Genomic DNA, 25,297 nt, shown 5'->3' with positions numbered 1-25,297 from the left:
CCCGAATCCCGTTCATCCGGTGAAGACGGCGGCTATCGATCAGCTCTCGTCGCTCGCGACGGTCGCTTCCGGCGTGAGCGCGCTGTCTCGGGCGAAGCGAACGCTCGCCTCGCTAGTCGTCAACAGCGTCGCGCTCTCGCCGTCGGCGGGGACGCTGAAGACCGTCCACACCTCGCGCGTCTCGCCCGGCTCGAACAACCCGGCGCTCGGGAAGCCGGTCACGCCGTCGAGCGGCTGGTGGCCGTAGCGCTCGCCCGCGACCTCGACGCTCAGCGACGGCTGATCGAACTGCGTCGGGCTTTCCGCCCCGTTGGTGACGTTCATCCGCACGAGGAGGAACGTCTCTCCTTCGGGCGCGTCGTAGGTCGTACCGTTGACCTGTATCGACCCCGTCGTCCGCGCGTTCCAGCGGACGTCGACGGTCGCGTTCTCGCCCGCGGTCGACATCGCCGAGACGTCGAGTCCGCTATCGCTTCCGACGCCGAAGGGCGCGCCGAGACCCACCGCCGGCCCCATCGTCGCCCCGAACACGAACGCGACGGCGAGAATCACCGGCAGCACGACCGCGGGGATCGAGCGGTTCGAGAGCCCGCGGAGCGCCGAGACGGGGAGAACGGAACTCGGCAACCGTGACCCGTCGTCGCCGCTCGTCGTATCCCCCCCGTCGGTCGGATCGTCGCTGCCGGCACCCCCGTCCGAATCCCCGCTCGCGTCGTCGCCGCGTCCCAGTTTCGCTCGAAGCGACGCCAGCGACTCGTCGGCGTCGGACGCGCGCTCGAGCAGCGATTCGGGGAGCGGCAGGCCGAGCCCCCGGAGTCGCGCGACGGCGGACTCGACCGGCCCCGTCTTCGTGTACCGCGCCAACACGTCGTCGAGCCCGCCCTCCTCGACCGTGCCTGCGAGCTTCGATCGGTCGAGGAGGTGGACGCTCCGCTGCGCGGCGATCTTCTTTGCACCCTCCGCGAAGGCACCCTGCGTCGCCACGACGGCGACGTCGATACCGCGCTTTCGGCAGAAGCCGATGAACTGCTTGAGATGTCGCTCGGTGACCGTCGCGGTCGTCGTCGGGAAGACGTAGATGACGCCGCGCTTGCCGTCGCCGCGCTTGCCGATCACGAAGCGCGTCTCGTCGGCGCGTTCTCGGACGGACGTCTCCCAGCCGCGCGCGTCCCACAGGTCCGCGAGGAACGCGACGAACGCCGGCGGCTCCAACTCGGGGATCACGATGCGTCACCCCGACGGGCGAGAAGGAGAGCCGCGCCGAGCACCGCCGCGATGGCGACGCCGGGTGACAGCGGCAGACTCGACTGGGACGCCCCGTCGGGTGCGAGCGGCGTCCGCGTCACGACGGGGTACGGCGTCGCGGTCGGCGTGCTCGTTTCTGTCTCTGTCGCCGTCCGCGTCGGCGTTACGGTCTCGGTCGTTGCCTCCGGGAAGTCGACGACGGCGGTGTCGTTCACGACGTTCCCGTCGATCGCGTAGGCCGCCGCGCTCGGGTCGTAGGCGTCCTCGTCGCCCGCGCGGACCAGTTCTGCGCGGAGCCGCTGCGTCTCGAACAACGGCGTACCGAGTTCCGCCGACACGTTCACGTGCCGGCCGGGTTCGAGGTAGTCGCTCCGTCCCACCGACTCTCCGCTCTCGTCTTCGATTCGAACGAACCCGCCGTTCGGGACCTCGGCCCTCTCGATTTCGACAGTGGTACCGGTCACCGTCTGGTTCTCGATGCGGACCGTCGGATCCGGCGCGACGAGATGCACCTCCTGAGCCGTTTCCAAGAAGTGATCGCGGACCCACAGCGTCGCGTTCGTCCCGCGAGAGACGTCGGAGAGATCGAAGGACGCCTCGAAGTTTCCGTCCTCGTCGACGGTCGTATCGGCGAGTTCGAGGAAGGCGTTCGGGTCCGTCGAGCGCAACCGCACCTCGAACTCCGTGTTCGGCGCGCGCGTCGTCGACCCCTCGACGGCGAACGTCGCGTCGTCCCACGGGTAGTGAACAGAGTCGTTCGTCGGGGACAGCGAAACCGACTGGCGTTGGAGGGTAAACGTCGTCGTCGCGACCGTCGTCGACCCCTCGGAGAGGCCGCTCTCTTCTGTGAGCGTCAGCGTCGCGCGGTAGCGGTTTCGCTCCGACTGGGATTCGATGTCGACGCCGGAGGTATCCCAGATGACGTAGAACTCGTCGTTCGCGAAGTTCGGGTACACCGTGACGTTCGCCGAGTCGGTCGCGACGAGAGCGCGAGCGGCGTGGTTCGGTCCGGGCTCCGTCTGCGTGAAGTTCACCTCGAGGCCGTTGGCCGCGGCGCTCCCCGTGAGATCGCTCGTGTTCAGCGCCGTCTCGAGGCCGCTCTCTTCGATACGCATCACGGCGTAGTCGCCGCGGGCGACGGTCGTCCCGGCTGTCATCGTCGACTGTAACGGGCCGACGTCGGCGTCGCCGTCCTCGCCGCCGCCGAGGTACTCGTCGGGCTCGAACGCGCCCGGTGCACGGAAGGATTCCGCGCGCAGTTCGCCACGGGGTTCGACCGTGAGCGTGCCGACGTCGCGCTCGACGCCGTCGACGTCGAGGCGGAGTAGGTAGTCTTCGGGCTCTAACGGCTCGTCGAGCGGCCGAGAGTGCAGCGTCGCCGACCCGCCCTCGATGAAGGCGTTCGGGTCCGAATCGGTCGTGCTTCGGGTGTCGATGACGATCTCGTCGGTCCCGCTGCCGCCGAGGTCGACGGTGACGTGGAACCCGTACTCGGGGCCGCCGATCGTGACGGTCGCGGCGTCCGAATGTGAGACGGTGATCGTCACTTCGTCGCCGCGCGTCACGCTGACGTTGCCCTCGGGGAACGACCCGGAGGCGTCGTCGACCTGGTGAGAGACGCCGATGCCAGCGGTTCCCGGCCCCGAAATCGACGCGGGGGGCGAAGCGTCGTCGAGAACCGCTGCTGGCCGTTCCCTGTCGGGAGCGACTGCGACACCCGAGACGGGCGTCGCGGTCCCGAGAAGGAGCGAGAGGGCGAGGACGAGGACCAGCGAAGTGGGCGCGTGAGGCATCGGCGGGTGCGTTGTCCACGGTACCAACCACGCTACATAAAGCACTGCGGTCAAACCATCAAATCTGATAACAGATTCGTTCGCGTCGGGGGTTCTCCGTCGACGACGCGCAGGAGGTCGCTCTCAGATGACGCCGGGAACGACCGCGCTCACGAACAGCAGAACCGTTCCGATCACGCCGAGGACGACGAACAGCGCGTTCTCCGCTGCGGGCTCTTCGGGTTCGATCGGGGGGCGAACGAACGCCGACTCGCGCTCGTCGGCGACATCGGAATCCGTCGCCGGCGTCCGCGATTCGCCGGCAATTCGCGGCCGGGGGATCACCTCTCCACGCTCTGAGGTCGACTCGCTACTCTTCTGAGCCGATTCGCCGTCCTCTTGGGCCGAGTCGCCGTCGCTGCCATCGTCGCTCTCGACGACAGTCCCGCCGGAATCCTCCCGATTGACCTCGTCCGAGCCCTCTCGGTCGACCCCGCCGGAATCGTCTCGCGCAGTCATTAGCGGCGGTACGATCCGCGTCGAAAAAGACCTGCCGCTGCAATCGGATGCGGCTCGAAGTCACTCCTCAACCGCGGACTGCCCGCGGTGTCTGATGAGGTCGCCCTCGTAGACGACGCCGCGCTCGGCGTGCAACGTCAGCGTCGCGCCGTCCGAGAGCCGCCTGGGCAGCGGCGCGCCGGAGATCATCGGAATTCCCAGCTCTCGGGCGACGAGCGCCGGGTAACCGGTCATTCCCGGCCGCGCGTCGACGATCCCCGCGATCTTCGAGGTGTCGCCCTCGAACTCGCCCTCGAAGTGCGCCGGAAGCGAGAGGATCGCGCCGTCGGGGACCGCCGAGAGGTCGCCGTCGTCGACGACCGCCAGCGGTCCGGCGACGCGGCCGCCGACGACCTTTCGCCCGTTGGCGACGGTCTCGGCGGCGACGTGGAGCTTCAGCATGTTCGTCGTGTTCGTCCCCTCCAGTTCGGTCATCATCCCCGAGAGCACGACGACGGTGTCGCCGGATTCGGCGACCCCCGCGTCGAGGGCGGCGTCGACCGCGTCTTCCATCATCGCGTCGATGCCCTTCCGATAGGCGGAGTACTTCGGGACGACCCCCCACGAGAGCGCGAGCTGTCGCCGCACGCGGTCGGTCGGCGTCGTGGCGACGACCGGGACGGCGGGGCGGAACTTCGCGGTCTTGCGCGCGGTGTAGCCGGACTCGCTCGCGGCGACGATCGCGCTCGCGCCGACGTCGCGGGCGAGGTAACGCGCCGAGCGGGCGAGCGCCTCGGTTCGGGAGTCGGCGTCCGCGGTCGGGATGTGCTGTTCGCGCCCCTCGGAGTACTCCTCGCTGGCCTCGACTTGGCGGACGATCCGATCCATCGTCTCGACGACGCGGACGGGGTCGTCGCCGATCGCGGTCTCCCCCGAGAGCATCACCGCGTCGGTCCCGTCGAGGACCGCGTTGGCGACGTCCGAGGCCTCCGCCCGGGTCGGCCGCCGGGCGTGGATCATCGAATCGAGCATCTCCGTCGCCGTGATGACGGGCGTGCCCGTCGCGTGGCACTTGCGGATGATCCGCTTTTGGATGATCGGGACGTCTTCGAGCGGCATTTCTACTCCCAGATCGCCGCGGGCGACCATCACGCCGTAGGCGGCGTCGATGATCTCGTCGAGGTTCTCGACCGCGCCCGCGCGCTCGATCTTCGCGACGACGGGGATGTCGGCTCCGAGTTCGTCGAGCGCGTCGCTGATGGTGTAGACGTCCTCGGCGTCGCGGACGAAGGAGGCCGCAACGAAGTCCGCTCGGGTCTCGGCGGCGACGGCGAGTTCCGCCCGGTCGCTCTCGGTGATGAGGTCGATGTCCAAGTCGACACCGGGGAGATTGACGCCCTTGCGTCCGCCGAGGCTCCCGCCGGAGTCGATCCGCGCGACGACGGTGTCGTCCTCGACGCGTCGCACCGTGGCCTCGATCCGGCCGTCGTCGAGCAGGATCGTGTCTCCCGGTTCGGCGGCGGAAATAGAGTACGAGAGCCCGACCGTCTCGGGCGTCGCCTCCGCTCCCTCGACGAACCGGACCTCGCTGTCGGTCTCCAGCGTGATCGGTTCCTCGAGGGGAGCTGTTCTGACTTCGGGTCCCTGTAAGTCGACCATCGCGGCCAGCGGCCGGTCGATCGCGTTATCGACCGCGCGGATACGGTCGATCACCTCGCGGCGGTGATCCGGCGTCCCGTGGCTCGCGTTGAGCCGCGCGACGCTCATTCCCGCGTCCGCGAGGCCGCGGATCGTGGCCTCGGTGTCGGAGGCCGGGCCGAGCGTACAGACGATCTTGGCCTTGCGCATAACCCGGTCTACAGGCGAGCGGGTAAAAAGGATCCGACAGGGGACTACGATCGTGGTAAAAATATCGGCGGGGGCTCGTCCGATTCCGACGTCGTCTCACTGCTGGGGCATCGTCGCGGGGATCCAGTCCGGACGCGTGCCCTCCCAGTCGGCCCGCCACTCTCCGTACTCGTCTTCGTCCTCCAGTGAGCGGACGACGTCCGCGAGAACGCCGCGGTCTACGACGTACGCGCCGTCCGTCCGACCGGTGAACCGAAGCTCGAACGACCCGTCTCCCTGATCGTGGACGGCGACGCGGCGGACGCCGTCACGGATGCCCTTGGGAACGTTCGAGATAAACCGGAAATTTGCCACTGCGAGACGTGGTGAGAGCCGAATCGGCGGACCACGTGTGAGTGCCACGTCGGCACTCGTGAGGCCGAAGTACATTCGGAACAACTCTCTTGTCTGATACAAAAAGCGTTGTGGTCGTACCGGTCGTGCCGGTAGCCCCTATTGGACCTTCGTGCCCGGCTCAGCGTCGCCGTGCGTCGTCAGCAGGTCCGCCTGCTCGCCCGCCGCGAGTAACATCCCGTTCGACTCGACGCCGAACAGTTCGGCCTTTTCGAGGTTCGCGACCACGACGATCTTGGTTCCCGGAAGCGAGTCGAGGTCGTGCAGTTGTTTGATCCCGGCGACGATCTGGCGCTCTTCGACGCCGATATCGACGGTCAGCTTCGCGAGTTTGTCCGCGCCCTCGATCCCTTCGGCGGCGAGGATCTCGCCGACGCGGATGTCGAGTTCTTGGAAGTCCTCGAAGCCGATGCGCTCGTCGGCGATGGGTTCGAGGTCCGCCGCCGCGGCGTCGACGCTGCCGCCGGTGTCGGCGGCCGCTTCACCCGCATCGGCGGCCGTGTCGTCTGCCGCAGCCGACGCGTCGGCGTCCTCATCGTCGCTGGCCTCGGCGACGCGCGCTTCGAGCTTCTCGTTGAGCTCCTCGACGCGCGCTTCGGGGATCTTCTCGAACAGTTCGGTCGGCTCCTCGAACTCCCGCGTCGTGACGTCGAGCGCGGCGTCGACACCGACCGCGTGGACGTCGCCGTCCTCGTTGAGATCGCCCCAGATGTTCTCCGCGGCCTCGGGCGTGATCGGTTCGAAGAGCACGGCGACGGCCTTCGCGATCTGGACGCAGTCGCGGATGACCTGCGCCTTCTCGGGGTCGTCGTCGTCGAGCTTCCACGGCTCGTTACGCTGGATGTACTCGTTGCCGAACTGCGCGAGCCTGACCGCGCTCTCGCCGATTTCGCGCACCGAGTACTCGTTGACGCCGGCTTCGAACTCCTCGATGGCGCGCTCGATGCGCGCTTCGACGTCGTCGGAGACGTCCACGTCCGGTGCGCCGCCGAACTCGCGGGCGGCGAACAGCAGCGAGCGGTAGACGAAGTTCCCGACGGTGCCGACAAGTTCGTTGTTCACGCGCTCGCGGAAGCGCCCCCACGAGAAGTCGACGTCCTGCTGGAAGCCGCCGTTGGTCGCGAGGTAGTAGCGCAGCAGGTCGGGCCGGAAGCCCTCGTCGAGGTACTCGTCGGCCCAGACCGCGCGGTCCCGCGAGGTCGAAAAGCCCTTGCCTTCGAGCGTGATGAAGCCGGAGGCCATCACGGCCCGCGGTTCGGCGTAGCCCGCAGCACGGAGCATCGCGGGCCAGAAGACGGTGTGGTGCTGGATGATGTCGCGGCCGATGATGTGGACGATCTCGCCGCCCTCTTCGCCTCCCGCACCCCACGCCTCCGCCCAGTCGAAGACGTCCCTCCCGACGCGTTCGGTGTACTGCTTCGTCGAGGAGATGTACTCGATCGGCGCGTCGACCCAGACGTAGAGGACGAGGTCCTCCTCCCCGGGGTAGTCGACGCCCCAGTCCATATCGCGGGTGATACACCAGTCCTGCAGTTCGCCCTCGATCCACTCGCGGGGCTGGTTCTGCGCGTTCGACGTCCCTTCGAGGCGATCGATGAACTCGCCGAGGTACTCCTGCAGGTCGGAGACGGCGAAGAACTTGTGCTCTCTGTTTCGGTACTCCGCGGGGTTACCGGTGATCGTCGAGACGGGGTCTTCGATCTCGCCGGGTTCGAGGTGCCGGCCGCAGCCCTCGTCGCACTCGTCGCCGCGGGCGTGCTCGCCGCAGTACGGGCAGGCCCCCTCGACGAATCGATCCGGGAGCCACTGGTCGGCGTCGGGGTCGTAGGCGACGGGAATTTCCTTCTCGTAGACGTATCCCGCCTCCTCCAGCGCGCGGACCATCTCTTGGGTCGTCTCGAGGTTCGTCGCGTCGTGGGTGTGCCCGTAGTTGTCGAACTCGACGTCGAACTTCGGGAACGTCTGCTCGTACTGTTCGTGGTGTCGGAGCGCGAACTCCTCGGGCGTGACGCCCTCCTCGGCCGCGTTGACGGCGACCGGCGTGCCGTGCATGTCCGACCCGGAGACGAACGCGGTCTCCTGGCCGAGTCGTTTCAGCGCGCGGCTGTAGATGTCGCCGCCGACGTACGTCCGGAGGTGGCCGATGTGCAGGTCGCCGTTGGCGTACGGCAGCCCACAGGTCACCACCGCCGGGTCCCCGGTGGGGAACTCCTCGTGACTCATAGGGCACACTCGTAGCGGCGGCACCAAAATCCCGCTGATTCGGAGTCGCCGTCGACGGGGCGGCGAGCGCACCGATCGAGAGCGCCCCGCGTTGACCCAGTGTCCCGAGCGGATCGGGCATTCCGGTCGGAACTGCTACCGAACCGCGTCGAGATCGCCGAGGAACGCCCGAAGCATCTCCCGCGTCACGTGCGGCATCACGACGACCCGAACGAGCCCGTCGCCCGTGCGCGAGAGCCGCCAGCCGCGATCCCGGAGCGCGTGGAAGGTCTGTCCGTCGAGGTCGCCGACGACGATCGGGAGTTCGACGTCGGCGACGTCCACGCTCCGCTCACGGAGTTTCGCGGCGAACCACCGAGCGAGCCGATCTGCGCGCTCGTACTCGCGGCGGTAGCCGTCGGGCCACAGCGCGTCCATCGCGGCGACGGCGCTCGCGACGCCCGCGCCGCTTCTGGTCCCCGTCAGCGACGCTTGTGAGGTGGATTCGAGATACGGCGTATCGACCGCGAGCGCGTCCATCCCCGCGGCGTCGCGGAAGAGCAGCCCGCCGGCGGGGATCACCGCCCGCCCGCATTTGTGGGGGTCGATCGTCAGCGAGTCGATCGGCGCGTGGGCGAAGTTCCACTCGTGGTCGGTGAACGGGAGGAGAAAGCCTCCCCACGCGGCGTCGACGTGACAGTACGCGCCGGCGTCGTGCGCGAGATCGACGAGTGCCGGGATGGGATCGACCCGACCGTACTCGGTCGTGCCGGCGACGCCGACGACGAGGACGGTCTCGGAGTCGATCGCGGCCGACACGGCGTCGACGTCCACGCGGTGGTCCTCGTCGGTCGGGACGGTCCGCAGCTCCACGCCGAGAACGTCGGCGGCCTTGGTGATTGAAAAGTGAACGCTCTCGGGGGCGACGACGTTCGGGTCGGCGGCGTCGCTGCGGTTTCGCGCCGAGCGGACCGCTTGGATGTTCGCCTCCGTCCCGCCGCTTGTGATGTAGCCGTTCGGGGCGTCCGGCGTGGCCGTCGTCCGGATACCGGACCCCGTATCGACCGTCACACTGCCCGGTTCTGGCACGTCGAACCCGGCGAGCCGGCCGAGCCCGGCGACGGCGCGAGCTTCGAGTTCGCTGATCTCGGCGTACGTCGCCGGATCGCCGGGATTCGTCGCGAGAAACCGCGCTGCGGCTTCGCGGGCGTCCGGATGTGGCTCCGTGCACATCGAGGAGAGAACGCGCTCGAACGTCTGCGGGGCCGCCCGCTGCATAGCGTCGGTTAGGGTCCGGTCGCGTTTAGTCATTCTGTTCTCGGTCGTGCAGTCTCTTCGTGGTCGCGTCGCCTGTTCTCGATCGCGCATCGTCGATTACGGCACGGGCGGGTGCGAAGGTAGCCCGCCCAAAACGGACGAGTCGTCCGCGGCTGGGGACGGGTCATCCACTGCGGTCAGCCGCCTGTTCAGCGGACCGAGTCGAGGAGGAGCCGCTGTTCGACCCGCTTGGCCTCGTGTTGGACGTCGCGAACGGCGTCGATGTTCGCCGACACCGACGAGATGCCCCGCTCGACGAGGAACTGGACCATCCGCGGCTTCGACGCCGCTTGGCCGCAGATGCTCGTTTTCACGTCGAGTTCACGACACGTCTCGATCGTATCTCCGAGCAGCTTCAGGACGGCCGGGTGCAGTTCGTCGAACTTGTCGGCGACGCGCCCGTTGTTCCGGTCGACGGCGAGCGTGTACTGCGTGAGGTCGTTCGTCCCGAAGGAGACGAAGTCGATCTCTTCTGCGGCCATCGACTCGACTTCGAGCGCGGCCGCGGGCGTCTCGATCATCACGCCCCACTGACGCTTCTCGGGGTCGACTCCCGCCTGTTTCATCAGCTCTCGGGCGCGCGAGACGTCCTCGGCGTCGTTGACGAGGGGAAACATAATCTCGACGTTGTCGTAGCCCATATCGAAGAGACGGCGGAACGCCTCCAGTTCGTGTTTGAACAGCCCCGGGTTGTCGAGCGAGCGGCGGATCCCGCGGTAGCCGAGCATCGGGTTGTGCTCGCGCGGTTCGTCCTCGCCGCCTTCGAGCTGCCGGAACTCGTCGGTCGGCGCGTCGAGCGTCCGCACGCGGACCGGACGAGGATAGAACTCCTCGGCCGCGGTTCGGATGCCGTCGACGAGCTCGTCTACGTACGCGCGCTCGCCGTTGTCGGCGATGTACTTCGTCGGCGTCTTGCCGAGCGAGAGGACCATGTGCTCGGTCCTGAGGAGCCCGACGCCGTCCGCGCCGGTCGCGGCGGCTCGCTCGGCCGCTTCGGGAATCGAAACGTTGACTTTCACTTCGGTCGCGGTCATCGGTTTGACCGGCGTCTTCGGGCGCGCCTCCTCGATCGGTTCGTGCTGTTCGTCTTCGGGTTCGACACCCTCGCGAATCGTTCCCTTGTCGCCGTCGATGGTGATCGGTTGGCCGTCTTCGAGTTCGCGGGTCGCCGACCCGACGCCGACGACCGCCGGGACGCCCAGTTCGCGGGAGACGATCGCGGCGTGGGAGGTCATCCCGCCCTCGTCGGTGACGATCCCCGCGGCGCGCTTCATCGCCGGGACCATATCCGGCATCGTCATCTCGGTCACGATGATGTCGCCGTCGCCGACTTGATCGAGGTGGTCGAGCTTCGTGACGATGCGCGCCTTGCCGGAGGCGATCCCGGGGCTGGAGCCGAGCCCCCGGAGGAGCACGTCGCCGCTGTCGGAGTCACCGCCGTTGGTCGCGGCCTCGGCGGTTTCTTCGGCCTCCTCGTCGTCGATGGTCGTGATGGGACGCGACTGGAGCATATACACATCGCCGTCGTAAATCGCCCATTCGACGTCCTGCGGCGTCCCGTAGTGTTCCTCGACGCGCCGACCGATCTCAACCAGCTCTCCGATCTCCTCGTCGGAAAGCACCCGAGCGCTCCGTTTCTCGTCAGGAACCTCGCGCTCGACGGTCTCGCCCGTCGCCTCGTCTTTGATCATCATCATCTTCTTGTCGGCGACGGTGGCCGTTTGCACCTCGGCGCTCTCTCTGTCGACGACGTAGTTATCGGGGGAGACCGAACCGGAGACGACCGCCTCGCCGAGGCCCCACGCGGCCTCGATGATGATCTGCGGCTCGCCCGTCGACGGGTGAGAGGTGAAGAGGACGCCCGACTTCTCGGCGTCGACCATCTCCTGTACGACGACCGCGATGTCGACCTCGTCGTGGGGGAACCCCTGACGGTTCCGGTAGTAGATCGCGCGCTGGGAGAACAGCGACGCCCAGCACTCCTTGACGCGCTCGACGAGCGCGCCCTCTTGGATATTTAAGAACGTCTCCTGTTGGCCCGCGAAGGAGGCGTCCGGGAGGTCTTCGGCGGTTGCGGAGGACCGGACCGCGACGAAGCGCTCGCCGTCGCCGAGGCTCCCGTACGCCGAGAGGATCTCGTCTCTGACTTCGTCGGGCACCGGCGTCTCCATAATGAGTTCGTGAGCGCGCTCGTGCGCCTCGCGGAGCGCCGTGGTGTCCTCGTGGTCGACGTCGACAGCCGAGAACAGCTCCTCGTCAATACCCGCGTTTTCGATGAACTCGCGGTAGGTTCCGGCAGTCACGACGAATCCCGACGGCACGGGTAGCCCTGCACCTGTGAGTTCGCCCAGTGAAGCCGCCTTGCCACCGACCCGATCGATGTCGGCGGACCGTACGTCGTCCAGCCAAGCTACAGCCATTAGCGTGTGAAGTTCCGCGGATATCCTTAAAGTACTTTCCGGAGGGTGCAACGATGAATAAAACGTACTCAGAACTGAGTACACCGTTTGTGACACGCCGGAAACGAGCGGTGAAATCGGATGCCAGCGAGACATTCTTTACCGCCGGAGCCCTTCGTTCGGCCGTGTTCCCGGAATGGGTCTCCTCGCTGCCGCCGTGGCTCGTGTTCGGGCTTCTCGGCGGCGGCCTCGCCTCGGTCGTCGTCGCCGGCGTGTTCTTCGTCGGCGACCGGCTGTTCCCGAACGCGCCGACGTCGAGTGCCCACCGTATTGGCGGGCCGTCGCGGCGTCGACTGGAGATCCGCGGCTACCTCCGAGCGATCGCCGAACCGTTCGTCGAGGACCACTCGATCGGCGACGAGACCGTCGAATTCTACCTCCCGCAACGGGGCGTCGCGCTCACCTTCGACGCGCAGGCGTACTTCCGGCTCGAACGCGCCGGCACCTACACGGTCCTCTGCGAACACGAGATGCCCGCGCACGCGCTCGGACGGCGGCTCCCCTTCGACGTCCCGAGCGTCGAGTTCGGCCGCAGGCGGACCGAGCGGTCCGGTCCGGTCCCCGAGGCGTTCGACTACCTCGATCTCGCTCCGACGGCGGCTCCCGAAGAGGTCAGAAACGCCTACCGCGAGCGCGTGAAATCCGTTCACCCCGACCACGGCGGGTCGCAATCAGAGTTCCAGCGGCTCCAAGAAGCGTACGCGACGGCGCGCGAACACGCCGCGGAGTGACGGAGCGGACACGAGCGTTTTTATCGGATCACGGGGCCAGCCCCGCTGTGATTTGACCCCCGCCACGGCGCGCGAAAGCGGTTGTGTGGCACACCGCGTCGTGATCGAACCCAGTGCCGCCTGTTCGCCCCAGCGCTCGACCCGAACTACGCGACCGGCTCTCGCTAGCGCTCGGCCGTGACACCATCGGCCCCGTCCGTCGTTTCGGTCACCTCGTACAGCACCTCCGCGTCGCGCAGCGCGTCGGTCACCCGTCCCACGAAATCCGCCGTCGCGACGACGACGCTGTCGACGCCGCGAGCGGCGGCCGCGGCCGCGACGTCGCCAGCGGCGAAGGAGGTCTCCACCTCGACGTCGGCCGCGCGCAGCGCGACCACTGCCTCGACGCCCGCGGCGACGACCACGTCCGCGTCCGCGCAGCGCGCCGCCAGTTCGTCGGCCGAAACGGCTCGGCTCCCGCCGGACCGCGCCGAGGGGATCTGGATTACCGTCACGCGCCCGGGATCGATCTCGATGACGCCCTCGAAGCCGGTGACGCTCACGTCCTCGCCGGAGTCGGCGGCGGTAGTGGCCACGCCGGTCGCCGGTCCGGCGTCGCTCGGCGTGGCGTGGAGCAGTCCGTCACGGAGCGATAGCGTCACCGTGTCGCCGCTCTCGATCCGCTCGGTGGCGATGGCGGCGTCCTCCTGAACGCTCTCTAAGACGTCGTCGGTCACGTGCTCGGCGAACCGTCGGAGCCCCTTCGCCTCCTGAAAGAGCCAGTCGACGCCCTCTTTCGTCACCCGGTAGCGAGAGCGCGCCTCCTTGTCGACGTAGCCGTCGTCGACGAGCGCACGGATGTACTCGCTGACGGCTTGGCTGGTCACGCCGACCGCCTCGGCGATCTCGCCCTGGCTCACTGCGGGCTGCCGGTCGGCGATCTCGACGAGAATCCGGAACCGCGTCGCCGTTCGTTTGTCTTCGAGCGCGCCGCTCATACCGGCCCCTCGGTCGCCGTCGAGAAAAACCCCAACGGAATCACGGCGCGAGATGGGGCAGTGTGCGCTGCCCGTGCACGCCCGGAAGGGCAGACGATGCACGATCGCGGGCCGTCAGCGATTTCACGGTATCGCCCCAACGACGGTCGTGGACGACGACATCGCCCCGACTGCCGTCGCCGACGACATCGAGGTCCTCCCGCGGGCGGTCTACCTCCGAGGAGCCGACGCGCTCGTTCTCGCGGATCTCCACGTCGGTCGGGGCGACGCGTCGAACGTGACCCTCCCGGTCGGCGAGCGACGCGACCTCCGAGAGCGACTCGAAGCGCTGCTCGCGAGGACCGACCCGGCGACGACCGTCTTCGCCGGCGACCTCCTTCACCGGTTCGGAGCCGTCACCGAGCGGAGCCGAGAGACCGTCGAGGCGCTCAGACGATGCTGTGCGGACGCGGAGAGTGACCCCGTCTTCGTCCGCGGGAACCACGACAACGCGCTCGATACTGCCGTCGACGACATCCGCGAGTACTACGTCGTTTGCGACGAGCCGCGGACTGTCGTCTGTCACGGGCACGAGGAGCCAACCGTCGACGCCGATCGCTACGTGATCGGCCACGACCACCCGGCGATCGGGATCGAGGGCCGCCGCCGCCCCTGCGCGCTCGTCGCGCCCGAAGCGTACCGCGGAGCCGACGTCCTGATGCTGCCCGCGTTCTCCCGGCTCGCACCCGGCGTCGAGATCAACGACGCCCGAGCCGACGACCTGCTGTCGCCGCTGCTTGACGATCTGGACGACGTTCGACCGGTCGTTTACGACGAGGGCCGCGAGGAGGCGCTGGCGTTCCCGCCGTTGGGATCGTTCCGTCTGCTGTTGTGAGCGATCGACGGTCGCTTGCGGGGCTACGCGCTGTCAAAAGGCCGCTTCAGCGGTCGCGCTCGACGGCCTGCGCGGCCTCGCGACCGCTTCGCAGCGCGCCTTGGATCGAGGACCACGCGGTGTAGTCACCGGCGAGATACGTCGCATCGCCCGGTGCGCGCGCGTCCGGCAGCGTCTCGTGGACGCCCGGCGGCTGTGCGAACTGCGCGAACTCGATGCGATGTGTCCGAACCGGCTCCAGTTCCGAGAAGTCGCGCGCGGGGTACCACGCTTCGAGCGTCAGCCGCGTCTCCTCGGCCAACGCGTCGGTGTCCCGGTCCAGCGCGGCATCGCCGAGGAACGTCGCGTTGAGAAGCGCCGACCCCTCCGGCGCGTACTCGGGCGCGATCCCGGAGATCGGAACGACGGTGTTCGGCGACGGATCCGCCGCGTTGAGCAGGAGCTTGCGCCCCGTCCGCGGAGCCGATGCAGCCGGCAGTCGGTAGTACTGCGTCACACAGCTTCGGGCCTCCCGCGGGATCGAGTCGACGCCGGTGAGCCGGCGAGCCTCCTTCGGATCGGTCGCGACGACGACCGCGTCGGCCGCGAGCGTCTCCGACTCCGTTTCGACGGTGACGTCGCCGCTGTCACGGCCCTCGTCGCCGTCGTTGTCGCGGTCTTCGCGCCCGCTGTTGTCGCGGTTCTCGTTCCCGTCGCCCTCGTCGTCGAGTGCCGTGACCCGCTCGTCGAGTCGGATCGACGCGCCCGCGTCGCGGGCCCGCTCGGCCAACTGTTCGGGGATCGCGCCCATCCCTGCCGCCGGGACCGCAATCCGACCCGCAGAGAGCGCCTTGAACGTGTACTCGAACACGCGCTTGGAGGTCGAGAGCGACCGATCGAGCGTGATGCCCCCGTAGAACGGCGCGATGAAGTTGTCGATGTAGTCATCGGAAAAGCCCCACTCTCGGAGGTACGACCGGATCGGTTGATCCGACGATCGAAAGACCTCCGACTCCGTCCGAGTCCCGACGTGCTGTCTGAGAAGCAGCGTCCGAAGTTTGTCGCTCAGCGTCACCTCGCCGTTCCGGAGCGACGCCCCGGCGGCGCGAACGTCGCGCAGCGGGTCCGAGAGCACCGATCGCGACCCCGGACGCGCGATGACCGCGCCGGGGCGGAAGAACCGCAGGTCGAGCGCCTCCAAATCGAGTTCGCGACGGACCGCCGGGTAGGCGGTGAAGAGCACTTGGAACCCGCGGTCGAGGGTGAAGCCGTCCCGCCGCTCGGTACGGACCCGCCCGCCGACCGTCCGGCGTCGCTCCACGACGGTCACGTCTGCGCCCGCGGTCGCGAGTCGACGCGCGGCGACGAGACCGGCCAGCCCCGCCCCGACGACCACGACAGAATCTCCGGCCATACGCCGACTTCGGCCGGTGGCCACAAAGAGACTGTGTCCCTGCCGCGAAGTGAATAGGGATTTGTTCGTCGGATCGTAACGGGGAGTATGTCGACCAACGAGGCGTTTCTCGGACTCGTCTGTACCGGGACCGGCGAACGCGACGACGCGACCGCGACGGGCCGCAGCGGGGCCGGCGCGCGGCTCGAAGCGGCGTACGACTACGACGCCGTCGATTGGGCGGGCGACGCGGGCGATGCGCTCGCGGACGAGCTGGATTCGATGTGGCGCTACGCCGACCTCTTGGCCTTCGCGGACCCGCTCACCGCGGCCGAGGGGGGAACCCCGCTCGTCTCCGCGCCGGCGCTCGCCGAAGAGGCTGATCTCGGATCTCTCTGGATCAAAGACGAGGGGCGCAATCCGACCGGGACGGTGCTGGATCGAGGGCTCGCCCCGGCCGTGACGGCCGCGCGCGAGGCCGACGCGGACCTCGTCGCGCTCGCCTCACCGGGGAACGCGGGGCAGTCGGCCGCCTCGTACGCCGGGATGGCCGACCTGCGCTCGTACGCGTTCGTCCCGTCGCGGGCCCCGTTCTCGAACAAGGCGATGATCAACGTCCACGGCGGCGAGATGCGCGTCGTCGGGGGGCGCTATCCCGACGCCGAGGCCGCCCTGCACGAGCAACTGCAGTCGGAGTGGTACACTCTCGAAGCGTTCGACAACCCGCACCGTCACGACGGGATCAAGACCGTCGCCTTCGAGATCGCCGAGTCGCGCTCGTGGTCCGTTCCGGACGGCGTCGTCGTCCCGGCGGGAACCGGAGAAGTCGTCGCCGGAGTCGAAAAGGGATTCCGCGAGCTCCGCGAGATCGAGGTGATCGACGACGTGCCGCCGATCTACCTCGCACAGCCGTCGGGCTGTGCGCCAATCGTCGCCGCCCACGAGCGCGGGGCTGATTCGATCGAGCCGTGGGAGTCGCCCGATACGATCGTCGGCGAACTGGAGATTCCCCAGCCCGCGGGCGGTGACGTCGCGCTCGACGCGGTCCAATCGACGGGTGGGGGCGTCGTCGCCGTCGACGACGAGGACAGTCTGGAGAGCGCCGTCCTCGCGGCACAGCGAGTGGGCGTGGAAGCCAGTCCTGCGGGCGGCGTCGCGCTCGCGGGCGCGGCGGCGCTGGCCGACGAGGGGACGTTCGGAAGCGACGATGATGTCGTCGTCCTCAACACGGCGTCCGGCGTGAAAACCGCCGACGTGCTCCGGAGTCACCTGATGGGGAAGGGAGTCTAGCCCGGAGCGAGCTTCACTGGCCCGGTTCGAGAGCCGAGGTCTCGAAAGTCACTACCGTCAGATTATTGTTTTAGACCGATCTAAATCCGGCTATGTTGAGCGACGTGATGGAGGACTACCTCAAGGCGATCTACCAGATTCAGGCCCGCTCGGGGCCGCCCGTCTCCACGTCCGCGATCGCGACGGCGCTCGATAAGACGCCCGCGACGGTGACGAGTATGCTCGGCAACCTCGAAGAGCGCGGGCTGATCACCCACGAGAAGTACAAAGGCGCAGAGCTCACACCGGAGGGCGAAACGGTGGCGCTGGAGGTGCTCAGACACCACCGATTGCTGGAAGCTTACCTCGCAGAACAGCTCGATTACTCGTGGAGCGAGGTCCACGAGGAGGCCGACGCCTTAGAGCACCACATCAGCGAGGAGTTCGAGCGGCGCGTCGCGGCCGCGCTGGACGACCCCGTGGTCGATCCGCACGGCGATCCGATCCCGTCGGCCGATCTCGCGCCGCTGGAAGACGACGAGGCGGTGCCGCTGTCGACGAAAGAGGTCGGCGATCACGTCGTCGTCTCCCGCGTCAGCGATCGGGACCGCGAGGAACTGGAGTATCTGGCCGAGGCGGGAATTACGCCCGGGACCGCTCTGGACGTCGTCGACGTCGCCCCCTTCGGGATGATCACCGTCGAGACCGACGACGGGGGCGAGCAGAGCCTCCCCGAATCGATCGCCGAGGCGATATACGTCATCGCTGACGCGGCCGCCGTCGAACCGGATCGGAGAGGAGAGGAGTCGGACGGACACAGCGGAGTGAGTGATGCGTGAGCACATACCTCGAAATCGCCGTCATCGCGTTCGTCGCGCAGTTGGCCGTGCTCCCCGGTGAGAAGGTCCAGTTCATCATCGCCGGGCTGTCGACCCGGTACGATCCGAAAGTCGTCGTCGCGGCCGCGGGTTCGGCGTTCGCGGGCTGGACCGCGCTGGAAATCCTCTTCGGCCGCGCGCTGCAGTCGGCGCTCTCGCCGACCGTCCTCGACGCGGTCACGGCGGCGCTCTTTCTGACGTTCGCCGTGCTGCTGTATCGCTCGGCCCCCTCGGCGAGCGACGGGGAGGCCACGCTGGCGACGACCGACGGCGGGGTCGCCGATCTCGACGCGCTGACGCTCCCGAAGCCGCTCGATCGCTACTCGGGCTCCTTCGGGGGATTCCTCCCGATTTTCGCGCTGATGGTGACGGGTGAGTTCGGCGACAAAACGCAGCTGATCACGATCGGGCTGGCCGTTCAGTACGGGGCGACCTCGGCGATCTGGGTCGGCGAGATGCTGGCGATCATCCCGATCAGCCTCGCGAACGCGTACTTCTTCCACACGTTCGCCCACCGGGTGGATATGCGGAAGGCGCACTTCGGCGCGGCCGCGCTGTTCGCCTTCTTCGGGCTGGATACGGTGCTGTCGATCCTGACGGGAATCTCGCTGTGGGACTCGTTCATCGACGCCGTCAGCGCCGCCGCGCTCGGCCTCCTCTAGCGACTGGAACCGACTCCGGTCGGATCACCCGCCTCGCCGTTTCGGACCTTTTTTCTCGTCCGTTCACCTTTGTTAGTGTAATGACGAATCTCGTCGTGACGCTCGCCGCCGGCCTCGTCTTCGGCGTCGCGCTCGCAGCACCGCCCGGGCCGATGAACGCGATCATCGCCGAAGAGAGCGTTCTCGGCGGCTGGCTCGCCGGGTTCAAGGCCGGTCTCGGGGCGATGACCGCCGACGCGATCTTCTTCGTCCTCGCGCTGCTCGGCGTCGTCGCGTTCGTCGAGCGGTTCCCCCTCGCCCGCGCGGCGATGATCGGCCTCGGCGGCGGGTTGATGCTGTATTTCGCCTATGGAGCGATCGCAGACATCCGGTCGTCGTTCCGGGGAAGTGGAGACACCGACGCTCCCGAACCACGCGCCGCGACGGGCTTTCGCAAGGCGTTCGTGCTCGCGCTCACCAACCCGTATCAGATCCTCTTTTGGCTCACGATCGGCGTCGGGATGCTTCAGCCGGGTCAGGTGGACGTCCTCGCGCAGACGCCCTACGCCGGCGAGTCGCTGGCGGACCTCCTCGTCGTCGAAACCGGCTCTCCTGCTCTCATCGCGGGCTTCTTCGGCGGGATCGTGGTGTGGATCACCGGGTTCCCGGCCGCCCTCGTCGGTGCCGAACGCCGCGTCGACAGCTTCGCGCCGATCGTCGCAGGCATCAGCGCCGTCGTCCTCGCCGCGTTCGGTATCCTCTTCGTGGCGCAGAGCGCGCAAATCCTGCTGTAACGTCACTTATCGACTGCAGTGTTTGTCGGCAGTGCGTCCTCACTCCCCGAACGGGAAACACTTTGAGCGACCCGACGAAACGGGCGGTATGTTCGAGAAGACGACGTGGATCAAGCTCCCGCGGAACGTCCTCGTCGGTCACGGCGTCCTCGACGACCTCTCGGCGGCGGTCGAGGAACTCTACCTCTCGGGGCGGCCGCTCGTAGTCACGAGTCCGACGCCGAACGATCTCGTCGGCGACCGCGTTCGCGCCCAGATCGAGACGGCCGGCACGATCATTGTCGAGACGGCGAGCTTCGACGCGGTCGAGCGCGTCGCCGCCGCCGCCGAAGACGCCGACGCGGGCTATCTCATCGCGCTCGGCGGCGGTAAGCCGATCGACACCGCGAAGATGGCCTCCGATCGGCTGAACTGCGGGCTCGTCTCCGTGCCCACCGCCGCCAGCCACGACGGCATTGTCTCGGGCCGCTCGTCGATCCCCGAGGGCGACACCCGCCACTCGGTCGCCGCCGACCCGCCGCTGGCCGTCGTCGCCGACACGGAGATTCTCGCGCAGGCCCCGTGGGAGCTCACGAGCGCGGGCTGTGCGGACATCATCTCGAACTACACCGCCGTAAAGGACTGGCAACTCGCGCACCGACTCAAGAACGTCGAGTACAGCGAGTACGCCGGGGCGCTCTCGCAGATGACCGCAGAGATGCTCGTCGAGGCCTCCGACGCCGTCAAGCCCGGCTTCGAGGAGTCGGCGTGGCTGGTCGCGAAGGCGCTCGTCTCCTCGGGCGTCGCGATGTCGATCGCGGGCTCCTCGCGACCCGCCTCGGGCGCGGAGCACCTCATCTCACACCAACTCGATCGACTCGTGCCCGGCCGCGCGCTGCACGGCCACCAAGTCGGCGTCGCCGCCATCGTGACTGAGTACCTCCACTCCGGCGAGCGCGGCGAGTGGGCCGACATCCGCGACGCGCTCGGCGAGATGGGCGCGCCGACGACCGCCTCGGAGCTCGGAATCGACGACGACACGTTCCTCGAAGCGCTGACGACGGCCCACACGATCCGGGACCGCTACACGATCCTCGGCGACGGGGTCAGCGAGGCGGCCGCGCTCGAAGCGGCGACGTTCACCGGCGTCCTCTGAGGCTGGCACCCGTCGGCTCACGCGACCGAGCGGATCGGATCCGAAGGACCGATTAGGAACGGCTGCCAACGCGGGGTATGGCAACCTCCAGCGCCGACAACGCGCTCAAGCGCCACCCGCTCGCGGTGACCGCCCTGCTCTCGGTCGTCGGGTACGCGGCCGTCGTCGGCACCTTCCTCGGCGTCGTTCCCGGGCGCGTGTTCCCCGACCTGTCGCTGTGGGCCGTGAACCGCCTCTCGGACGCCATCGCCGTCGTGAACGCCGTAAACGTGCTCGTGATCGCCGCGGGCTGGCGCTGGATCCGCCGCGACGAGGTGAGAAAGCACGCCGCGGCGATGGTGACGTCCTTCTCTCTCATCCTCGTGTTCTTAGTCCTCTATCTCACCAAGATCGGCGGCGGCGGGACGAAGGAGTTCGTCGGACCGGCCTTCGTCTACTACCCGTATCTCGCGATGCTGGCGATTCACATCGTGCTCTCGATCGTGTCGGTACCGGTCGTGCTGTACGCGCTGGTTCTCGGGGTCACGCACACGCCCGCGGAACTCAGGAGCGAGACGCCACACCGGCGCGTCGGCAGAATCGCGGCCTCGGCGTGGCTGCTCTCGCTCGCGCTCGGCGTGCTCACCTACCTGCTCTTGAACCACGCCTTCAGTTGGGAGTACGTCGAATCCACCGCCGCGGCGGCGGTTTTGATCCTCTGAGAGAACGGACTGATCCCTCCGTCCGGTCCGTTCCCCGGGGACGGACGCGGGACCGCCCGTCGAATGTCGAAGATTTTTATCACCGCGACGAAACCGTCGGGTATGCGCGTCGCGTTCGTCTCGCTGTACACCGATCAACGGCGTTCCGACGGCGCGACGCAACGCCTTCGCCGGGTCGCGGAAGGACTCGCTTCGCGCGGCCACGAGGTGTTTTTCTGCTGTGCGAAGTGGTGGGAGGGCCCCGTCGACGCGTTCGAGCAGCACGGCGTCGAGTACGTCGCTGTCACGGAGTCACCCGCAGTTCGATCGTTCACATCGAAGCTGCCGTTCGCCCTCCGACGCGTCTCACCGGACGTGATCCACTGTGCGAACAGTCCGCCGTCACAGGTCGTCGCCGCCAAGACGGCCGCACGAATCCTCCGCGTCCCGGTCGTCGTCGACTGGTGGGCCGAGCGCGAGGGCGATACCGACCGAATGGCCCGCCGGGCCGCAGGCGGCGCAGATCGCGTGATCGCCCCGTCGCGGCTGGTCAAGACAGCGGCTCGGGAACGCGGCGCGGACGCGGACTCGATCACGCTCGTCCCGGAGTCGATCGACTTCGACCTCGTCCGCGAGAGCGATGTCGACAGCCGCGCGGACCTCGTCTACGCGCGCCGGCTCGACGAGCACGCCAACGCGGAGACGTTCCTGCTCGCCCTCGCTGAACTCCGCGACCGCGAGTGGCGGGCGGTCGTCGTCGGTGACGGTCCCGAGCGCGATTCCGTCGAGCGAACCGCCGCCGACCTCCGAATCGACGACCGCGTCTCCTTCCTCGGCGATCTCGACCCCGACGAGTTCGTCCCGATTCTGAAGGGCGCGCACGTGTTCGCCCAGACCGCGACGGTCGAGCCGTTCGCCCGCGAGCTGCTCTGGGCGCTCGCCTGCGGCTGCGTCGGAATCGTCGAGTATCAGGCGCGATCGAGCGCGCACGAACTCGTCGAGAACTTCGATCGCGGCGCGCGCGTGACGAGCCCGCAGGAGCTCGCCGACGAGGTCGCCGCCGCGGCCGCGCACGAACCGGCGTCGGTCAACGAGGCGTTCGTCGGCTACGACCACGGACGGATCCTCCGGTCGTACCAGCGGCTCTTCGAGTCGGCGATCGACGACTACGGGTTCTTCTGAGCGGCTTTTCGGACGAGAGCGACGAGACCGGTGTAGTCCCCCAGAGTTACGTCCCGGTCTGTCGTACGGGGAGACGATGTCGAGTGCCCTCCACACGCTCGTTCGAGTCGTACACGTGCTGGGAATGGCGGTCGTTCTCGGCGGTGCCGCCGCCGTCTGGCAGACGCTTCGCGCGAACGACCGAACCCCGGTCGCGACGCTGCGGCGCTTCGAGTCGGTCTTCTGGGTCGCGATCGGCCTGATAGTCGCGACCGGCGTCGGGAACCTCGGTGCGCTCGGACCGCCGGGACCGTCGACCCGATGGGGGAGCGTGCTGACGGCCAAGCTGTTCGTCGTGCTCGGATTCGTCGTCCTCTCGATCGTCCGTTCGCTCGCCGTGCTTCGGGTGCGGACGCGGGGGCAATCGGTCACCGACCTCGCGTCTGACAGGCTCCGCTTGCTGTACGCCAACACGGTGTGGGTCCTCGTCGTGGTCGTCGTTCTCGCGGAGGTACTGGCCCATGGATAACGGGACAGACGAGGCCGACACCGTCGCCGACGCAGGCAACGCCAGTAATGCCGACAACGCCGATAACGTCGACGCGGACGGCGACACCGCCCGAGAGCGCGCCGCCCCCTTCGAGGCGTTGTCGGTCGCGACGTTCGATCTCGTCGCGCTCGCGTTGCTGCTCCTGCTTTCGGTGCACCTCTCTGGCGCGTTGGGTGACGCGCTCGCGGGACTCGGGACGGTCACCGGCCTGCTGCTCTTCGGGTACCTGTGGGGGCTCGTCGTCGCCGGGGTCCGATGGGTGCTCGCCGACGGCGGCCTCGCCCGGCGACCCGGAGTACTGCAGCTGCTTTCTCGGGGTGCACTCGGCGGAGCCGGCGTCGGCAGCGGATTCGTCGTCGGTATCATTCTCGTCGGCGGCGCGGTCGTCGCCGTCGACGATCCCTCCATCGTGACGTCGATCGCGCTGTTGGGAGGTATCGGCGCGGTCGTCAGTGCGATTATCGGTGCGATCGTGGGAGCGCTGTTCGCCGTCGTCAACGTCGCGCTCCTCAGAGCGAGCGAGTGGGTGATCCCGCCGGTCGAGGGCGGTTGAAACGGACGCGGAGGGAGACGTGCGGTTCTCGAAGTATCGGAGAAGTGTGGCTCTCGGAGCCTCGGAGGTTGTCAATCCTCGAAGCACCGAAGCGGTGAGTGCTCGAACGGATGTGAACCGTTCGAATCGGGCGGCTATTCGTCGTCTTCGAGTTCGTAGTTGCCGCCGTACTTCATAAAGAAGAACGCGAGGCCGAGCGTCGCGACCATCGCGAACGTCGTCGCCACGCCGAGCGTCTTCGCGGAGTCCGGCACCTGCGGCACGTTCGAGGGTTCGGGCGTCGAGATCTCTTCGACGACGTCGATGGTGCCGACCATTCCCGAGACCTCGTGAGGATCACAGTAGTACTCGTAGGTGCCGAGCGTCTCGAACGTGTGCTCGTATGTGAACCCGGTGTTTTCGAGGGTCTCGTGGCCTTCCCAGTTGGCATCCTCCGGCTGGCTGTCGACGACGATGTTGTGGTTGTCCGATTCCCAGACGAACTCGACAGTGGTCCCCGGAAGGATCTCGAGCGTTTCGTCCGTCCCGGGCGTGAACACGAGCGATCCGTCGGGGCCGACGAGAACCTGTTCGGATCCACCGCCTTCTTGCCCCGCAGCGGCTCCGGTAGCGCCGGCGACCGCAGCGGTTCCGGCCGCGGTCGTGAGGAAGGCGCGACGGGACATATCCGCGTTGCCGTCAGTCATACACGGCCGTTGGGAGTCGGCTGTAGTGAATACTTTGGTTTGTCTCGTCGATCGGGATGTGGCGAGCGGGACGTTCTGTAGATCGCAGCGCCTGCGACACGTCGTCGCTGTAGTCGTGGGTGCGATGCACTGGCGGATGCGGATATTGTATGTTGGGCTTTCTGAAATCCTCAGCAAGGGATCGATTCCTCAGTACAGAGAACTATTCTATCAACTAAATTGGCGAGGATTATCGCAAATCCGAGGTCGCTGCAAAGCCGCGCAACGGAAAGCCACGTGAATATGCATAAAAAGGGACAGTGACTGTCCGTGAGCAGGAAACACTGCCTTCCACATTAACTACCTCCCGCTAAATAGTGGTCTTGTGGCCAAGGATACCGTTCCCGCTGATGTGTTTGCCCTCCTTGACGACGAGTATGCACGGGGTATCCTCAGGGCCACAAATGGAAAACCTATGCCAGCCCGCCAACTTGCAGAGGAACTCGACGCCTCTCGTTCGACCGTGTACCAACGAATTGAGCAGTTGCAAGCCGTAGATCTCTTAATCGAATCGACCGACTTGAGTCCTAACGGGCATCATCGAAGCGTCTACGAAGCACAATTGGACCGGATCGTCGTGGAACTGACCGAGGACGACTTTGAGGTGACAGTCACTCGGCGTGACCATCCAGCAGACCGGTTCACGGACATCTGGGAGAACCTCTAATGATTCAGAGTGGACTGATTCCAACTCCAGATGCCATCGCGTTCGCCATTGGCATAGTAGTAGTTATCCTTGGATTCGTTATTAGCTGGCGAGCCTATCAGGGATACCGACGCAACGAAAGTCGTCCAATGCTACTACTCGCGGTCGGGATGCTACTTATCACAGTGATCCCTACACTGGCTGAACTCATTGTTATCCCCTGGTTCGTCGCGCGGTATACTACTCCTGGAACGGGAGCAATCTCACTGACACTGACCGTCTCACGGCTCTCCGAAGCGGTTGGTATCAGCATTGTCATCTACTCACTCCACAGTAGACGGACGTGATCAACACGCACCTCTACCAAATGGGTGTTTCACACAAATCTCTGTCTGAAAAATAATATTCCAGCAGAGCCGTGTTGTAGTCGCGGTTGCGTGCTGTTACGGTCAGCCAGCGATTGTACCGCGAGGCGAGCGCACGCGAGCCTCGCGGGAAGTTTTTCCCTCCAGGTTTTTGCGCGGAGGGGTCCACTGGACCCCTCCGCAGTAAAAAGGTGGTTTCGCAACGCTTTTGC

24 protein-coding genes are annotated in these 25,297 nt (G+C 67.3%); 13 read left to right on the top strand and 11 right to left on the bottom strand.

All coding sequences use genetic code 11. The features are described from left to right. Nucleotides 1-39 precede the first annotated feature (39 nt). The 8 genes from U5919_RS03795 to ppsA all read right to left on the bottom strand — a co-directional run bounded on the left by U5919_RS03795 (nt 40) and on the right by ppsA (nt 11,695). On the bottom strand, nt 40-1,224 hold the full coding sequence (locus tag U5919_RS03795; RefSeq protein WP_336022224.1) for a restriction endonuclease: 1,185 nt from the start codon (nt 1,222-1,224) through the stop codon (nt 40-42). Beyond that, nucleotides 1,221-3,038, bottom strand: coding sequence for a DUF7282 domain-containing protein (locus U5919_RS03790; protein WP_336022223.1), 1,818 nt, complete (start codon nt 3,036-3,038; stop codon nt 1,221-1,223). The genes U5919_RS03795 and U5919_RS03790 overlap by 4 nt, the downstream gene beginning before the upstream one ends. 123 nt (nt 3,039-3,161) lie before the next feature. Further along, nucleotides 3,162-3,536 (bottom strand): DUF7312 domain-containing protein, encoded by a 375-nt coding sequence (locus U5919_RS03785; RefSeq protein ID WP_336022222.1) that lies wholly within the window; start codon nt 3,534-3,536, stop codon nt 3,162-3,164. A 60-nt stretch (nt 3,537-3,596) separates the two neighbouring features. Beyond that, nucleotides 3,597-5,363, bottom strand: a complete 1,767-nt coding sequence (gene pyk / locus U5919_RS03780; RefSeq protein ID WP_336022220.1) for a pyruvate kinase — start codon at nt 5,361-5,363, stop codon at nt 3,597-3,599. 96 nt (nt 5,364-5,459) lie between these two features. After that, nucleotides 5,460-5,792 (bottom strand): hypothetical protein, encoded by a 333-nt coding sequence (locus U5919_RS03775; RefSeq protein ID WP_336022218.1) that lies wholly within the window; start codon nt 5,790-5,792, stop codon nt 5,460-5,462. Between the two features lie 63 nt (nt 5,793-5,855). Beyond that, nucleotides 5,856-7,979 (bottom strand): methionine--tRNA ligase, encoded by a 2,124-nt coding sequence (gene metG, locus U5919_RS03770; protein ID WP_336022217.1) that lies wholly within the window; start codon nt 7,977-7,979, stop codon nt 5,856-5,858. Between the two features lie 135 nt (nt 7,980-8,114). Further along, nucleotides 8,115-9,236, bottom strand: a complete 1,122-nt coding sequence (gene mfnA, locus U5919_RS03765) for a tyrosine decarboxylase MfnA (RefSeq protein WP_336022215.1) — start codon at nt 9,234-9,236, stop codon at nt 8,115-8,117. 188 nt (nt 9,237-9,424) lie between these two features. Beyond that, nucleotides 9,425-11,695, bottom strand: a complete 2,271-nt coding sequence (gene ppsA, locus U5919_RS03760; RefSeq protein ID WP_336022213.1) for a phosphoenolpyruvate synthase — start codon at nt 11,693-11,695, stop codon at nt 9,425-9,427. Between the two features lie 164 nt (nt 11,696-11,859). On the opposite strand from ppsA, the gene U5919_RS03755 reads away from it, so the two are divergent. Beyond that, on the top strand, nt 11,860-12,465 hold the full coding sequence (locus U5919_RS03755) for a J domain-containing protein (protein ID WP_336022210.1): 606 nt from the start codon (nt 11,860-11,862) through the stop codon (nt 12,463-12,465). Nucleotides 12,466-12,629: 164 nt separating this feature from the next. On the opposite strand, the gene U5919_RS03750 is transcribed toward U5919_RS03755, so the two are convergent. Next, complete coding sequence (locus U5919_RS03750) at nt 12,630-13,442, bottom strand: DUF7839 domain-containing protein (RefSeq protein ID WP_336022208.1); 813 nt, start codon at nt 13,440-13,442, stop codon at nt 12,630-12,632. Between the two features lie 148 nt (nt 13,443-13,590). Between U5919_RS03750 and U5919_RS03745 the strand changes: the two genes are divergently transcribed. After that, a complete protein-coding gene (locus tag U5919_RS03745) occupies nt 13,591-14,316 on the top strand; it encodes a metallophosphoesterase (protein ID WP_336022206.1) in 726 nt (241 codons plus the stop codon). Nucleotides 14,317-14,362: 46 nt separating this feature from the next. On the opposite strand, the gene U5919_RS03740 is transcribed toward U5919_RS03745, so the two are convergent. Beyond that, complete coding sequence (locus tag U5919_RS03740; protein ID WP_336022204.1) at nt 14,363-15,709, bottom strand: NAD(P)/FAD-dependent oxidoreductase; 1,347 nt, start codon at nt 15,707-15,709, stop codon at nt 14,363-14,365. An 87-nt stretch (nt 15,710-15,796) separates the two neighbouring features. Between U5919_RS03740 and U5919_RS03735 the strand changes: the two genes are divergently transcribed. The 9 genes from U5919_RS03735 (at nt 15,797) to U5919_RS03695 (ending at nt 23,349) form a co-directional block, all read left to right on the top strand. Further along, nucleotides 15,797-16,978 (top strand): pyridoxal-phosphate dependent enzyme, encoded by a 1,182-nt coding sequence (locus U5919_RS03735; protein WP_336022203.1) that lies wholly within the window; start codon nt 15,797-15,799, stop codon nt 16,976-16,978. A gap of 92 nt (nt 16,979-17,070) precedes the next feature. Next, a complete protein-coding gene (locus U5919_RS03730; RefSeq protein ID WP_336022200.1) occupies nt 17,071-17,796 on the top strand; it encodes a metal-dependent transcriptional regulator in 726 nt (241 codons plus the stop codon). After that, a complete protein-coding gene (locus U5919_RS03725) occupies nt 17,793-18,497 on the top strand; it encodes a TMEM165/GDT1 family protein (protein WP_336022199.1) in 705 nt (234 codons plus the stop codon). Before U5919_RS03730 ends, U5919_RS03725 begins: the two co-directional genes overlap by 4 nt. Before the next feature lie 80 nt (nt 18,498-18,577). After that, nucleotides 18,578-19,270: a LysE family translocator gene (locus U5919_RS03720; RefSeq protein WP_336022198.1), complete on the top strand. Its 693-nt coding sequence runs from the start codon at nt 18,578-18,580 to the stop codon at nt 19,268-19,270. 88 nt (nt 19,271-19,358) lie between these two features. Beyond that, nucleotides 19,359-20,405 carry an NAD(P)-dependent glycerol-1-phosphate dehydrogenase gene (locus U5919_RS03715; protein WP_336022196.1) on the top strand — a complete coding sequence of 349 codons (1,047 nt, stop codon included), beginning with the start codon at nt 19,359-19,361 and terminating at the stop codon, nt 20,403-20,405. A gap of 77 nt (nt 20,406-20,482) precedes the next feature. Next, the gene (locus U5919_RS03710; protein ID WP_336022194.1) at nt 20,483-21,106 is read left to right on the top strand and encodes a DUF420 domain-containing protein; all 624 of its coding nucleotides are present in this window, start codon (nt 20,483-20,485) and stop codon (nt 21,104-21,106) included. 102 nt (nt 21,107-21,208) lie between these two features. After that, complete coding sequence (locus tag U5919_RS03705) at nt 21,209-22,267, top strand: glycosyltransferase (protein WP_336022193.1); 1,059 nt, start codon at nt 21,209-21,211, stop codon at nt 22,265-22,267. A gap of 76 nt (nt 22,268-22,343) precedes the next feature. Continuing rightward, nucleotides 22,344-22,775, top strand: a complete 432-nt coding sequence (locus U5919_RS03700; RefSeq protein ID WP_336022192.1) for a CopD family protein — start codon at nt 22,344-22,346, stop codon at nt 22,773-22,775. Further along, nucleotides 22,768-23,349 carry a DUF7965 family protein gene (locus tag U5919_RS03695; RefSeq protein WP_336022191.1) on the top strand — a complete coding sequence of 194 codons (582 nt, stop codon included), beginning with the start codon at nt 22,768-22,770 and terminating at the stop codon, nt 23,347-23,349. Before U5919_RS03700 ends, U5919_RS03695 begins: the two co-directional genes overlap by 8 nt. A gap of 134 nt (nt 23,350-23,483) precedes the next feature. Here the strand turns inward: U5919_RS03695 and U5919_RS03690 are convergent, their stop codons facing one another. Next, nucleotides 23,484-24,035 (bottom strand): plastocyanin/azurin family copper-binding protein, encoded by a 552-nt coding sequence (locus tag U5919_RS03690; protein WP_336022190.1) that lies wholly within the window; start codon nt 24,033-24,035, stop codon nt 23,484-23,486. Nucleotides 24,036-24,399: 364 nt separating this feature from the next. Between U5919_RS03690 and U5919_RS03685 the strand changes: the two genes are divergently transcribed. Further along, nucleotides 24,400-24,741, top strand: coding sequence for an ArsR/SmtB family transcription factor (locus U5919_RS03685; RefSeq protein ID WP_336022189.1), 342 nt, complete (start codon nt 24,400-24,402; stop codon nt 24,739-24,741). Continuing rightward, the gene (locus U5919_RS15860; RefSeq protein WP_425604194.1) at nt 24,741-25,067 is read left to right on the top strand and encodes a DUF7521 family protein; all 327 of its coding nucleotides are present in this window, start codon (nt 24,741-24,743) and stop codon (nt 25,065-25,067) included. The genes U5919_RS03685 and U5919_RS15860 overlap by 1 nt, the downstream gene beginning before the upstream one ends. The last annotated feature ends 230 nt before the right edge of the window (nt 25,068-25,297 follow it).

Source organism: Halobellus sp. LT62, from assembly GCF_037031285.1.
Classification (GTDB): domain Archaea; phylum Halobacteriota; class Halobacteria; order Halobacteriales; family Haloferacaceae; genus Haloquadratum; species Haloquadratum salinisoli.
This window is presented reverse-complemented; position numbering and strand designations above follow the sequence as displayed.